The 12,525-nt window shown below is 65.9% G+C and carries 11 protein-coding genes and 1 pseudogene; 7 read left to right on the forward strand and 5 right to left on the reverse strand.

Annotation, left to right across the window (positions count from 1 at the left end; translation table 11 throughout):
- Window positions 1-41: 41 nt before the first annotated feature.
- Window positions 42-803 (reverse strand): bifunctional demethylmenaquinone methyltransferase/2-methoxy-6-polyprenyl-1,4-benzoquinol methylase UbiE, encoded by a 762-nt coding sequence (gene ubiE, locus ARC63_RS21260; protein WP_005411082.1) that lies wholly within the window; start codon window positions 801-803, stop codon window positions 42-44.
- Between the two features lie 80 nt (window positions 804-883).
- On the opposite strand from ubiE, the gene ARC63_RS21265 reads away from it, so the two are divergent.
- From ARC63_RS21265 to ARC63_RS23965, 5 genes and pseudogenes are all read left to right on the forward strand, one after another.
- The gene (locus ARC63_RS21265; RefSeq protein ID WP_005411083.1) at window positions 884-1,336 is read left to right on the forward strand and encodes a nucleoside deaminase; all 453 of its coding nucleotides are present in this window, start codon (window positions 884-886) and stop codon (window positions 1,334-1,336) included.
- 198 nt (window positions 1,337-1,534) lie between these two features.
- The gene (locus ARC63_RS21270; protein WP_057504329.1) at window positions 1,535-1,795 is read left to right on the forward strand and encodes a hypothetical protein; all 261 of its coding nucleotides are present in this window, start codon (window positions 1,535-1,537) and stop codon (window positions 1,793-1,795) included.
- A gap of 75 nt (window positions 1,796-1,870) precedes the next feature.
- Window positions 1,871-2,206 (forward strand): hypothetical protein, encoded by a 336-nt coding sequence (locus tag ARC63_RS21275; RefSeq protein ID WP_005411085.1) that lies wholly within the window; start codon window positions 1,871-1,873, stop codon window positions 2,204-2,206.
- Between the two features lie 67 nt (window positions 2,207-2,273).
- Window positions 2,274-2,696 (forward strand): low affinity iron permease family protein, encoded by a 423-nt coding sequence (locus tag ARC63_RS21280; RefSeq protein ID WP_010481401.1) that lies wholly within the window; start codon window positions 2,274-2,276, stop codon window positions 2,694-2,696.
- Window positions 2,697-2,803: 107 nt separating this feature from the next.
- Window positions 2,804-3,255, forward strand: a pseudogene (locus tag ARC63_RS23965) (REP-associated tyrosine transposase).
- Window positions 3,256-3,363: 108 nt separating this feature from the next.
- On the opposite strand, the gene smeF reads toward ARC63_RS23965, so the two are convergent.
- The 3 genes from smeF to smeD form a co-directional block, all read right to left on the reverse strand.
- Window positions 3,364-4,749: a multidrug efflux RND transporter outer membrane subunit SmeF gene (smeF, locus tag ARC63_RS21290; protein ID WP_057504330.1), complete on the reverse strand. Its 1,386-nt coding sequence runs from the start codon at window positions 4,747-4,749 to the stop codon at window positions 3,364-3,366.
- 97 nt (window positions 4,750-4,846) lie between these two features.
- Complete coding sequence (smeE, locus tag ARC63_RS21295) at window positions 4,847-7,969, reverse strand: multidrug efflux RND transporter permease subunit SmeE (protein ID WP_057504331.1); 3,123 nt, start codon at window positions 7,967-7,969, stop codon at window positions 4,847-4,849.
- 12 nt (window positions 7,970-7,981) lie between these two features.
- Window positions 7,982-9,166 (reverse strand): multidrug efflux RND transporter periplasmic adaptor subunit SmeD, encoded by a 1,185-nt coding sequence (gene smeD / locus ARC63_RS21300; RefSeq protein ID WP_057504332.1) that lies wholly within the window; start codon window positions 9,164-9,166, stop codon window positions 7,982-7,984.
- A 208-nt stretch (window positions 9,167-9,374) separates the two neighbouring features.
- On the opposite strand from smeD, the gene smeT reads away from it, so the two are divergent.
- Together smeT and ARC63_RS21310 are read left to right on the forward strand one after the other, a co-directional pair.
- Window positions 9,375-10,034 (forward strand): efflux transporter SmeDEF transcriptional repressor SmeT, encoded by a 660-nt coding sequence (smeT, locus tag ARC63_RS21305; RefSeq protein WP_019337673.1) that lies wholly within the window; start codon window positions 9,375-9,377, stop codon window positions 10,032-10,034.
- A gap of 45 nt (window positions 10,035-10,079) precedes the next feature.
- Window positions 10,080-11,072: a Gfo/Idh/MocA family protein gene (locus tag ARC63_RS21310; RefSeq protein ID WP_019337672.1), complete on the forward strand. Its 993-nt coding sequence runs from the start codon at window positions 10,080-10,082 to the stop codon at window positions 11,070-11,072.
- 54 nt (window positions 11,073-11,126) lie between these two features.
- Here ARC63_RS21310 and hslU read toward each other — a convergent pair whose 3' ends face one another.
- Entirely contained in the window at window positions 11,127-12,500 is a 1,374-nt protein-coding gene (hslU, locus tag ARC63_RS21315; RefSeq protein WP_010481393.1) for an ATP-dependent protease ATPase subunit HslU, read from the reverse strand.
- Window positions 12,501-12,525 lie beyond the last annotated feature (25 nt).

The following is a 12,525-nucleotide window of genomic DNA, read 5'->3' on the forward strand; positions in this document are numbered from 1 at the left end:
GGCCGAGTGCCAACCAGGGTTGGCACCCACCAGGGCAAGGCTTACAGCTTGTAGCCGGAGTGGATCGAAACGATGCCGCCGGTCAGGTTCTTGTAGTGGCAGCGCTCGAAACCGGCCTGCCCCATCATCGCCTTCAGTTCATCCTGCGGCGGGTGCTTGCGGATGCTCTCGGCCAGGTACTGGTAGCTGTCCGAATCATTGGCGAACAACTTGCCCAGCTTGGGCAGGATCTTGAACGAGTGGAAGTCGTAGATCGGCTTGAACCAGTCCGCGGTGACTTCGGAGAACTCCAGCACGCGGGCCTGGCCGCCCACCTTTAGCACGCGGTACATCTCGCGCAGGCCGGCGTCCTTGTCGGTCACGTTGCGCAGGCCGAAGGCGATGGTGACCAGGTCGAAGCTGTTGTCCGGGAACGGCAGGGCTTCGGCGTTGCACTGCACGTAGTCCAGGCCAAGCACCAGGCCGCGGTTGGTCAGGCGGTCGCGGCCGACCGACAGCATGCCGGCGTTGATGTCGCCCAGCACCACCGAGCCCTCGGCGCCGACGCGTTCCTTCAGCAGGGCGGCGATGTCGCCGGTGCCGCCGGCCAGATCGAGCACGCGGTCGCCCGGCTTCACCTGCGCGGTCGCCACGTAGTAGCGCTTCCACGCCCGGTGCACGCCCAGGCTCATCAGGTCGTTCATCAGGTCGTAGTTGCGCGCGACCGAGGTGAACACCTGGCCGACCAGCTTCTGCTTGTCCTTGGCGGCGACGTCGCGGAACCCGAAATGGGTGGTACCGGCTTTGTAGGGGGATTCGCTCATGGCCCCGATTATCGCACCGCCGGGGGCCAGCGGCACCCCCTGCCCGTATCATGGCGGGCCACGACTTACCGGAGCCCCGCATGATCACCACGCCCGACTACCAGGCCCTGCTGCAGACCGCCATCGCCGAAGCCCGCCAGGGCCTGGCCGAAGGCGGCGTGCCGATCGGCGCGGCGCTGTACCACAACGACGGCCGCCTGCTCGGCTGCGGCCATAACCGCCGCGTGCAGGAGGGCGACCCGTCGGTGCACGGCGAAACCGATGCGTTCCGCAAGGCCGGCCGCCAGCGCCGTTACCAGGACACGATCATGGTCACCACCCTGGCACCGTGCTGGTACTGCTCGGGCCTGGTGCGCCAGTTCAACATCGGCACCGTGGTGGTGGGCGAATCGCGCACCTTCCAGGGCGGCATCGACTGGTTGCGGGAAAACGGCGTCAACGTGATCGACCTGGACAGCCAGGAATGCGTGGACCTGCTGGGCGGCTTCATTGCGCAGCACCCGGAGATCTGGAACGAAGACATCGGTGAATGATCACCACGCAGTGTCCTGTTGAACCCGTTTAATGAACGCTTCAGTGCCGGCACGCCCTAGTGCCGGCAGCGTTTGCGGCCATTGCCGTGAACCCGTGCACAGTCAGCTGCGCAACGTGCACACGCAGCGATAACACCCCGCCCGGCTGCCGCGCCTAGGGTGGGGTTACCGGGACTTCTTTCCCCGGCGGAGCCAGCCATGTGCGCGCACGCCGTACGACCTACGCCTGACCCGATCCTCGAAGCCATCCGCAAGCGCCTGCAGCAGCAGTACGCACTGCACCAGCGTGGCGCACTGTTCTGGACCGCCTACCAGGGCCTGCAGCTGGAGCTGGTGCGCGGCCACCCGCTCGACCATGAGCGCCTGTGCAATGCGATGGCCGACATCGCCGAAGATCTCGGTGCAGTCGAGCGTGCGCAGTTGATCGGACATGCCAACGCCAGCTCCACATCGCGCTGACGCGGCATGCACCGCCACATACGCCACACTCCGATGAACCCCCACTCCCTTTCCACTCAACCGAACTGGATTGTCATGCACGCTGAAGTCCCCACCATCCCTCCGGTCATCAACGTTGACGCCGAGCTGGATCACTGGCGCCGCCAACATGCCGAAGGCGCACTGCCGCACAACTCGTTCGGCTCATACGTGCCGTGGATCAAGTTTGCCTGCGATTCGCTGATCACCCAGCCGCGCGCCAGCGAGGCCGAACGTGACGAGATGTTCCAGACCCAGTACGCCCTGCAGATCATGCCGCGACTGAGCGAAGCACAGGCCCGCGAGTTCGTCGACCGTTGCTGGCAGCACGTCTACCAGAGCAGTCCGGTGCGCAGCCTGCAGGCACCGCGCCTGCAGCGCATGCGGGCCTGACTGCCGCTGCACGGCGCCTGCACGGGCCACTGCCGATCATCCTCGTCACCTGAGTGGGACGACGACGATGAAAGCACGCAACCTGTTCAATACGATCGCCAAGAAGGCCGCGGCCGCCACCGGCTCGCCGTGGACCTTCCTGGCCGCAGTAGCGATCGTGGTGATCTGGGGCATCAGTGGCCCGGTGTTCGGTTTCAACGACACCTGGCAGCTGGTGATCAACACCGGCACCACCATCATCACCTTCCTGATGGTGTTCCTGATCCAGCACACGCAGAACGCGGATACCGCCGCGATGCAGATCAAGCTGGACGAGCTGATCCGGGCGACAGCCGAAGCGAACAACGAACTGTTGGATCTGGAAGAACTGGACGAAGCGCGGCTGGAAGAGATCCGCGCCGAATACGAGCGCATGGCCCGCGAGGCCGGTGACGCGCTGCTGCGCGTGCGCGCCTGCCGCGCGGCCCCGCGCGATGATGAAGCGATCTGACGGTAGCGCCGGGCCATGCCCGGCGAGCGCGATACCCGGAAGAATCCCACACGGGCCATCGCCCTCGGCTGATAACGGCGGACATCCCATCAGTGCAGACTGGCGCCATGTCCAGCCGTCATCTGGAACGTGGCCGCCACTCCCATATCGGGGGCTACTACGTCCTCACCACGGTCGTACGCCACCGGCGCCCGGTCTTTGAAGATCCACGTTGTGCAACGTGTCTTGTGGATGCATTGAGGTATGTTGAACGCATGGGCCTCAGTCGGTCCTTTGCTTGGGTCGTCATGCCTGACCATCTGCATTGGCTGATGCAGCTGCGCGACGGATCACTGGGCGCATGATGGGAACGGTGAAATCCCGCAGCAGCCGGTTGCTGGGGCAGCAGTTCGGCATACAGACGCCTTTGTGGCAGCCGAGCTATTTCGATCACGCGGTACGCAGCGAGGAAGCCTTGAGGCGCCATGCGTTGTACATCCTGGGCAACCCCATCCGAGCAGGATTGACCCTGCATCTCGATGAATATCCGTTTGCATGGTGCCGTTGGCCCATGCGGTAGCGCCTGGCCATGCCCGGCGAGCACGAAGTGCGGTCCGCCCAGACGTCAGGCATGCAGGAACGAAAGGCCGCCGGGCGTGGCCCGGCGCTACCGGTATCGAATTGCTGCTCAGCTGCGCTCGTGCCAGCCGCCACCCAGCACCTTGTACAGGGTGATGCGGTTGGCCTGTTGCGCCAACTGGGCCTGCAGCTGGGTCTGCTGCGCGTTGTAGGCGGTACGCCGCGCATCAAGCAGGGTGACGAAGCTGTCCAGCCCCGCGTCGTAGCGGGCCTGCGACAGGCGGTTGGCCTGTTCGGCCGCGTCCACCAGGCGCTGCTGTGAACTCACCTGCTCGTCCAGGCTGACATTCAATGCCAGCGCATCGGCGGTTTCGCGGAAGCCCACCTGGATCGACTTCTCGTACTGCGCCAGAGCGATATCACGATCTGCGTTGGCGATGGCCAGGTTGGCGCGCAGCTTGCCGCCCTGGAAGATCGGCAGGGTGATCTTCGGCAGGAAACTCCATACACGGGTGCCACTATCGAACAGGTTGGACAGTTCGTTCGAACCACTGCCGATGCTGCCGGTCAGCGAGATGCTCGGGAAGAACGCTGCGCGTGCCGCACCGATGTTGGCGTTTGCGGCCAGCAGCTGGTGTTCGGCGGCCATGATGTCCGGGCGCTGCAGCAGCACGTCGCTGGGCAGGCCGGCCGGCGGCGGGGCCAGTGCAAGCAGCTGCGGTTCGATGCTGTCCGGCAGCAGTGCCGGATCCAGCTGGCCACCGGCCAGCAGCGCCAGCGCATTGCGGTCCTGGGCCAGCTGGCCACGCAGGCGTGCAGCATCCGTACGTGCGGTCTCGACCAGGGTACGGGTCTGGGTCAGCTCCAGCGCCGAACTGCCACCACGTTCGTGGCGGGCCTCGGCCAGGCGCAGCGAATCCTCGTAGGTCTTCAGCGTGGCCTCGGCGATCTTCAGCTGCTGCGCATCGGCACCATAGGTCAGCCACGCAGTCGCGGTCTCGGCCACCAGGCTCAGCTGCGCGTTGCGGCGGTTGGCGGCCACGGCGAAGTACTGCTGCAACGCCGCTTCACTGAGATTGCGCACGCGGCCGAACAGATCCAGCTCGAACTCGGCCACGCCGACACCAGCGGTGAACTGCTCGGTGACGCCGGCGTCGGTGCCTCGGCGATCCATCTGGCCGGTGACAGCCACGCCGGGCACGCGGTCGGCGCGTTGTACGCGGTACTGGCCGCGCGCGCGCTCTACATTGAGCACGGCCACGCGCAGGTCGCGGTTGTTCTGCAGCGACTGCTCGATCACCTGCTGCAGGCGTGGATCGGTGAAGAAGTCGCGCCAGCCGACGGCGGCGACATCGGCCACCTGGCCCTGCGCGGCTTCGGCCGGCCACTGCGCCGGAATCGCCGGAGCGACAGCGGTGTTCTTCGGCACCAGAGTGGAGCAGCCGGCCAGCGCGAGCACGCCGGCCAAGGATACAGCAAGAGAAGAGAATTTCATGGCGACACCTTGGGGGTCACGGTGGTAGCGCCGGGCCATGCCCGGCGGCTACGCGGTGAGGCATCCGCCGGGCATGGCCCGGCGCTACCGGATTTCATCACTCGGCGGTCTTGCGCTTGAACACGCGCTGCACCACCACGAAGAACAGCGGCACGAAGAACACTCCGAGCACGGTGCCGACGATCATGCCGCCGAGCACGCCGGTACCGATCGCCTGCTTGGCGCCGGAACCGGCACCGGTGGAGACCGCCAGCGGTACCACGCCCATGCCGAAGGCCAGCGAGGTCATCACGATCGGACGCAAGCGGTCGCGCACGGCATGCATGATCGACTCGATCAGGCTGGCGCCCTTCTCCAGGTTCTCCTTGGCGAACTCGACGATCAGGATCGCGTTCTTGCTGGTCAGGCCCACCGTGGTCAGCATCGCCACCTGGAAGTAGATGTCGCGCTCCAGGCCCTTGAAGGTGTTGGCCAGCACGGCGCCGAGGATACCCAGCGGGGCCGCCAGCAGCACCGCGGTCGGCACGCTCCAGCTTTCGTACATCGCGGCCAGGCACAGGAACACGATCATCAGCGACAGCGTGTACAGCAGCGGCGTCTGCGAGCCGGCCTGGCGTTCCTGGTAGGACATCGCCGTCCACTCGATGCCGAAGCCCGCCGGCAGCTGCTTGGCCAACTGTTCGATCTCGGCCATGGCGTCACCGGAGGCCACACCCGGGGCCGGTTCGCCCTGGATTTCCATTGCCGACACGCCGTTGTAGCGCTCCAGGCGCGGCGAGCCGTAGTCCCAGTGCTTGGTGGCGAACGCGCTGAACGGCACCATCTCGCCCTTGTCGTTCTTCACGGACCAGAGGTCGAAGTCTTCCGGGACCATGCGGAACGGCTGGTCAGCCTGCACGAACACGCGCTTGACGCGGCCGCGATCGACGAAGTCATCGATGTACGAACTGCCCCACGCGGCGGCCAGGGTGCCGTTGATCTGGTCGATCGACAGCCCCAGCGAGGTCGCCTTGGCCGCATCGATGTCGATGCGGAACTGCGGCGTGTCTTCCTGGCCGTTCGGGCGCACGTTGGCCAGTTTCTTGCTGCCGGCGGCGAGGCCGAGCAGCTGGTTGCGCGCGGCCACCAGTGCCTCGTGGCCCTGGCCGCTGTTGTCCTTCAGGAAGAAGGTGTAGCCCGAAGCGGTACCCAGCTCCGGGATGGCCGGCGGCGGGAAGGCGAAGATGAAGGCATCCTTGATCTGGCCCAGGGCCGCCATCGCGCGACCGGTGATCGGCATCACGCCATTGTTGGCGTCACGCTCGCTCCAGTCCTTCAGCTTGACGAACGCCATGCCCGCGTTCTGGCCCATGCCGGCGAAGCTGAAGCCCTGCACCGAGAACACCGAGTCCACCGCATCCTTCTCGTTCTGCAGGAAGTGGTTTTCCAGTGCCGCGATCGATTCCAGCGTACGTTCCTGGGTGGCACCCACCGGCGCCTGCACCAGCGCCATCAGCACGCCCTGGTCTTCGTTGGGCAGGAACGAACTGGGCAGGCGCACGAACAGCACGCCCATCAGCACGAACAGCGCCGCAACGATGCCCATGAAGCGCCACGGACGATGGATGATGCCGCGCACGCCACGCTGGTAGCTTTCGCTGGTGCGGTCGAAACCGCGGTTGAAGCCGTTGAATAAACGACCGGCCAGGCCGCGATGGGCAACATGGTGCTCGCCCTTCTTCAGCGGCTTGAGCATGGTCGCGCACAACGCCGGGGTCAGCACGATCGCGACCAGTACCGACAATGCCATCGCCGAGACGATCGTGGCCGAGAACTGGCGGTAGATCACGCCGGTGGAACCGCTCATGAAGGCCATCGGCACGAACACTGCCGACAGCACCAGGCCGATGCCGACCAGTGCGCCGGTGATCTGGCCCATCGACTTGCGGGTGGCCTCGAGCGGCGACAGTCCCTCTTCGGACATGATGCGCTCGACGTTTTCCACCACCACGATGGCATCGTCCACCAGCAGGCCGATCGCCAGCACCATCGCGAACATGGTCAGCATGTTCACCGAGAAGCCCAGCATCGCCAGCACGCCGAAGGTACCCAGCAGCACCACCGGCACGGCGATGGTCGGGATCAGGGTGGCGCGGAAGTTCTGCAGGAACAGGTACATCACCACGAACACCAGCACGATCGCTTCGATCAGGGTCTGCACGACGCCCTTGATCGACACACGCACGAACGGCGTGGTGTCGTACGGGATCTCGGCTTTCAGCCCGGCCGGGAAGAAGCTCTTCATGTCCTCCAGCGCGGCATCCACGCCGGCGGCGGTATCCAGCGCGTTGGCGCCGGTGGCCAGGGTGACCGCCAGGCCGCTGGCCGGCTGGCCGTTGTAGCGGGTGACGAAGTCGTACGATTCCGCACCCAGCTCGACGCGGGCGACATCACCCAGGCGCAGCTCGGCACCGTCCTGCGCACCGCGCACGATGATGTTGCGGAACTGTTCCGGGGTCTGCAGGCGCGACTGCGCGTTGATGGTGGCGTTGAGCTGCTGGCCCTTGATCGACGGCGCACCGCCGAGCTGGCCGATGGCGACCTGGGCGTTCTGTGCCTTGATCGCTGCGGTCACTTCGGCGACCGACAGGCCATAGGTATGCAGCTTGTTCGGGTCCAGCCAGATGCGCATGGCGTACTTGCCACCGAACACCTGGATGTTGCCCACGCCCGGCACGCGGCTCAGGCGGTCGACGACATTGGAACCGACGTAGTCGGCGATGTCGTTGGCGTCCATGCTGCCGTCCTCGGACACGAACGCGATGACGTTCAGGAAGCCCGAGCTGGACTTGGCCACGTTGATGCCCTGCCGCTGCACTTCCTGCGGCAGCAGCGGCATGGCCAGCTGCAGCTTGTTCTGCACCTGCACCTGGGCGATGTCCGGGTTGGTGCCGCTCTCGAAGGTCAGGGTGATGGTGGCCTGGCCGTTGGACGAGCTGTTGGAGGAAAAGTAGATCAGGCCATCAAGGCCCTTCATGTTCTGCTCGATGATCTGCGTCACCGAGTCCTCGACCACCTTGGCCGATGCACCCGGGTAGGTGGCGCTGATTTCCACCGCCGGCGGTGCGACGTTGGGGTACATCGAGACCGGCAGCTTGAACAGGGCCAGGCCGCCGGCGAGCATGATGATGATGGCGATCACCCATGCAAAGATGGGTCGATCGATGAAAAAGCGTGCCATGGGGTTCTCCGCTTACTTCGCGTCGCCGGCCGGAGCGGCAGGCTGGGCGGCCGCTGCCGGCTTGGCCGGAGCAGCGCCCTTCTCGGTGGCCTTGACCGGCATGCCGGGGCCGATCTTCTGCAGGCCTTCGACGATGACCTTGTCGCCGGCCTTCAGACCGTCCTCGACCAGCCACTTGTCGCCAACCGTGCGGCTGACCTTGACCGGGCGCACTTCGACCTTGTTGTCCTTGTCGACCACCATCGCCGTGGTGTCACCCTTCGGATCGCGGGCGATGCCGGCCATCGGTACCAGCACCGCATCGCTGCGCACGCCGCCGCCGATCACTGCGCGCACGTACATGCCCGGCATCAGCAGGCCGTCCGGGTTGTCCACCTTCACGCGAAGGCCGAAGCTGCCGGTGGCCGGATCGACGCTGACTTCGGAGAACTCCAGCGTGCCCTTGTGCTCGAAGGTGCTGCCGTCTTCCATCAGGATGCTGACCGGCAGCGTCTGGTTGTCCTGCAGGCGGCCGGCGGCCAGTTCGCGGCGCAGCTGCAGCAGCTCGGCCGAGGACTGGGTCAGGTCGACATAGATCGGATCCAGCTGCTGCACGGTGGCCAGCGCATTGGCCTGGCCGGCGTTGACCAGCGCACCCTGGGTGACGCTGGACTTGCCGATGCGGCCGCTGATCGGCGCGGTGATACGGGCGTAGCCGAGGGTGACGTTGGCCGCATCCAGCGATGCCTTGGCGGCGCCGACGTCGGCCTCGGCCTGCTTCTGCGCGGCCACGGCGTTTTCCAGATCCTGCTGGCTGACCGCGTCGACCTTGGCCAGCTCGGTGATGCGCTTGGCGCTCAGGCGGGCGGCATTGGCGGTGGCTTCTGCGCGGGCCAGCTGGGCACGGGCATTGTTGGCCTGGGCGCGGTAGCTGGCGTCGTCGAGCTGGTACAGCGGCTCGCCGGCCTTGACCATGCCACCTTCCGTGAACAGGCGCTTGGCGACGATGCCATTGACCTGCGGGCGCACTTCGGCGACCAGGAAGGCATTGGTACGGCCCGGCAGTTCGCGGGTCAGGCCCACGGTCTCGGACTTCAGCGTGACCACGGTGACGTCACCGGGGCCCTGTTCGGGGGCCTGGGGTTGGCCGCCGCAGGCAGCCACGGTCGCGGCGATGGCCAGCGACAGCGCGATGGGTCGGATTCGGCTCAGCAACATGACGGAAAGGCTCTCAGGGGAAGGAATCTCAAAACGCGCTGATACAGGCCGAAAGCGCCAGCAGGCAACGCTCACCGGCGGGGAGAAGCAGCCGGCAACGGCCTGCCACGCACACGGCGGGAATGATGGGACGGAAATATACATACATGCGTGTTTGTTTGTAAACAGGTACAATTCAGCCACGTTTCACCCGCACTCGTACCCATCCATGGCCCGCAAGACCAAAGAGGACACCCAGGCAACCCGGGAAGGCATCCTTGACGCCGCCGAAGCCTGTTTCCATGAACACGGCGTGGCCCGTACCACGCTGGAGATGATCGGCGCCCGCGCCGGCTATACCCGTGGCGCGGTGTACTGGCACTTCAAGAACAAGAGCGAGGTACTGGCCGCGATCGTTGAACGGGTGCACCTGCCCTTCATGCAGGAACTGGAACGCACCTCCACCGAGCAGCGCGACACGCCGGTACACGACCTGCGCGCGGTGATGATCCACTCGTTCATCGAGCTGTCCGAGGATGAGCGCCTGCGCAAGACCATGGAGATCATGCTGCGCAGCGATGCCTCGGCCGACACCAAGGTGCTGACCGAAATGCAGCAGGCCGGATTCCGCGATGCGCTGGACCGGATGGAGCGTGCGCTTCGCCGGGCCCGGGACCTGGGCCAGCTGCGCGAAGGAGCGGACCCGAAGATCGCCGCGCGCATGCTGCACGCCACCGTACTGGGCGTGCTGCACGGCGCGATGGTCGAACCGGAACTGATGGACCTCAAGCGCGACGGCATGCTCGCGCTGGACATGACCCTGGCCGCCTACGTGAAGGATGGCGTGTTCGTGCCCGGAACGGTGCCCGAGCCGTTGCCGGACGCGTGAGCGGCGCTGCTGCCACCACCGCCGTACCCATCTGAGGACAGACCCATGATCCTGGACAATGTGGTGTGGGGCTTCATCGGCTGCGGCAGTGTCACCGAGAAGAAGAGCGGCCCGGCCCTGGCCAGCGCACCCGGATCACGGGTTGCAGCGGTCATGCGCCGCAATGCGGCGTTGGCCGAGGATTACGCGAGGCGCCATGCCATTCCCCGTTGGTACGCGGACGCTGATGCGCTCATCGCCGATCCGGAAGTGAACGCGGTGTACGTCGCAACGCCCCCCTCGACGCACATGCAGTACGCGCTGCAGGCGATCGCCGCGGGCAAGCCGGTCTACATCGAAAAGCCGATGGCCATGGATCACGCCGAATGCGAACGCGTACTGGAGGCCAGCGCACGCCGCGGCGTGCCGGTGTTCGTGGCCTATTACCGCCGCGCCCTGCCCCGCTTCGCACAGGTGAAACAGCTGCTGGACAGCGGCGCGATAGGTACGCCGCGCAGTGTGCGCGCCACCCTGCACCGGCCGCATTCGGCGAATGCCGCCTCGCCGGACTTCTGGCGGACCCATCCGGCGATCGCCGGCGGCGGGCTGTTCGTCGATCTGGGCTCGCATACCCTGGACCTGCTCGACCATCTCCTGGGGCCGCTGAGCGATGTGCGTGGCCTGGCCAGTTCGTTGACCGGCGCCTACGCCGCCGAGGACAGCGTCTCGATGTGCTTCCGCACCGGAATGGGCGCGCATGGCATCGCGCAGTGGAGCTTCTGCGCCTTCCGCCGCCAGGATGAGATCGAGATCACCGGCGACCGCGGGCAGCTGCGCTTTGCCACCTTCGAGGACGTTCCGGTGGTTCTGGAGACCGAAGCGGGCGTGCAGGCGTTCGATATCCCGAACCCGCCAGCGGTCCAGCAGCCGTTGATCGCCTCCCTCGTGGACGAACTGCGTGGCAACGGCTGTTCACCGTCGACCGGCATCAGCGCTGCGCGCACCAGTGCGGTGATCGACCAGGTACTGCAGGCCTACCGCGCCCGGCACCCGCACTGACCGCCAACAAAAAGGCCGCCTTTCGGCGGCCCCATAGCTTTGCGGAGCCGGGCATTACAGGATGTAGCGGCTCAGGTCCGGATCCTGCACCAGCTCGCCCAGGTGTGCATCGACATAAGCACGGTCGATGGCCAGGGTTTCGCCGTCGCGGTCCGGTGCCTCGTAGCTGAGCGAATCCAGCAGGCGCTCCAGCACGGTATGCAGGCGGCGGGCACCGATGTTCTCCTGGCGCTCGTTCACCTGGAAGGCGATCTCGGCCAGACGATCAATGGCGTCGGCAGTGAAGCTGACCTTGACGCCCTCGGTGGCCAGCAGCGCTTCGTACTGCTTGGTCAGCGCGGCCTTCGGCTCGGTCAGGATGCGCACGAAATCGTTCTTGCTCAGCGCCCCCAGTTCAACGCGGATCGGGAAGCGACCCTGCAGCTCCGGAATCAGATCGCTGGGCTTGGCCAGGTGGAACGCACCGGAGGCGATGAACAGGATGTGGTCGGTTTTGATGGTGCCGTACTTGGTGGACACGTTGGAGCCTTCCACCAGCGGCAGCAGGTCGCGCTGCACGCCTTCGCGGGACACGTCGCCACCGCCCACGTTGTCACCACGCTTGGCGACCTTGTCGATCTCGTCGATGAAGACGATGCCGTGCTGCTCACAGGCCTCGATCGCCGCGGTGCGGATATCGTCTTCGTTGACCAGCTTGCCGGCCTCTTCTTCCACCAGCAGCGGACGCGCGGCCTTGATGGTCAGCGTGCGCTTATGCGCCTTGGCGCCGCCGCCGAGGTTGGCGAACATCGACTTCAGCTGCTGGCCCATTTCCTCCATGCCCGGTGGGGTCATGATGTCCATGCTGACATTGGCGGCCAGGTCGAGCTCGATCTCGCGCTCGTCCAGCTCACCGTTGCGAAGCATCTTGCGGAACTTGATGCGGGTCTCGTTGTCCTGCGCCGACGGTTCGTTGCGGGCGACTTCCGGATCGAAGCCGATGCCACCGCTGCGGCGCGGCAGCAGCGCATCGAGGATGCGGTCCTCTGCGCGTTCTTCGGCCTGGGTACGCACGCGCACCTTGGCCTGTTCGCGGTACAGCTTCACTGCGGTATCGGCCAGGTCACGGATGATCTGCTCGACATCCTTGCCGACGTAGCCGACTTCGGTGAAGCGGGTCGCTTCGACCTTCACGAACGGCGCGTTGGCCAGCGTGGCCAGGCGGCGCGCGATTTCGGTCTTGCCGACGCCGGTCGGGCCGATCATCAGGATGTTCTTCGGCATCACTTCATTGCGCAGCTCCGGCACCAGCTGCATGCGGCGCCAGCGGTTGCGCAGGGCGATGGCCACGGCGCGCTTGGCGTCGTGCTGGCCCACGATATGCCGGTCCAGTTCCTGCACGATCTCGCGCGGGGTCATGGTGGCGGAGGAAACTTCGATCTTCGACATGGATGTGCTCACGGATTCGTTGTCG

It is taken from the genome of Stenotrophomonas geniculata ATCC 19374 = JCM 13324, assembly GCF_001431625.1.
Classification (GTDB): domain Bacteria; phylum Pseudomonadota; class Gammaproteobacteria; order Xanthomonadales; family Xanthomonadaceae; genus Stenotrophomonas; species Stenotrophomonas geniculata.

What these genes read in the sequence shown, in the direction of transcription:
- smeE (WP_057504331.1), bottom strand. Translation starts at nt 7,969, where the DNA reads ATGGCACGCTTTTTCATCGATCGACCCATCTTTGCATGGGTGATCGCC.
- ARC63_RS21265 (WP_005411083.1), top strand. Translation starts at nt 884, where the DNA reads ATGATCACCACGCCCGACTACCAGGCCCTGCTGCAGACCGCCATCGCC.
- ubiE (WP_005411082.1), bottom strand. Translation starts at nt 803, where the DNA reads ATGAGCGAATCCCCCTACAAAGCCGGTACCACCCATTTCGGGTTCCGC.
- ARC63_RS21270 (WP_057504329.1), top strand. Translation starts at nt 1,535, where the DNA reads ATGTGCGCGCACGCCGTACGACCTACGCCTGACCCGATCCTCGAAGCC.
- smeD (WP_057504332.1), bottom strand. Translation starts at nt 9,166, where the DNA reads ATGTTGCTGAGCCGAATCCGACCCATCGCGCTGTCGCTGGCCATCGCC.
- hslU (WP_010481393.1), bottom strand. Translation starts at nt 12,500, where the DNA reads ATGTCGAAGATCGAAGTTTCCTCCGCCACCATGACCCCGCGCGAGATC.
- smeT (WP_019337673.1), top strand. Translation starts at nt 9,375, where the DNA reads ATGGCCCGCAAGACCAAAGAGGACACCCAGGCAACCCGGGAAGGCATC.
- ARC63_RS21310 (WP_019337672.1), top strand. Translation starts at nt 10,080, where the DNA reads ATGATCCTGGACAATGTGGTGTGGGGCTTCATCGGCTGCGGCAGTGTC.
- ARC63_RS21280 (WP_010481401.1), top strand. Translation starts at nt 2,274, where the DNA reads ATGAAAGCACGCAACCTGTTCAATACGATCGCCAAGAAGGCCGCGGCC.
- smeF (WP_057504330.1), bottom strand. Translation starts at nt 4,749, where the DNA reads ATGAAATTCTCTTCTCTTGCTGTATCCTTGGCCGGCGTGCTCGCGCTG.
- ARC63_RS21275 (WP_005411085.1), top strand. Translation starts at nt 1,871, where the DNA reads ATGCACGCTGAAGTCCCCACCATCCCTCCGGTCATCAACGTTGACGCC.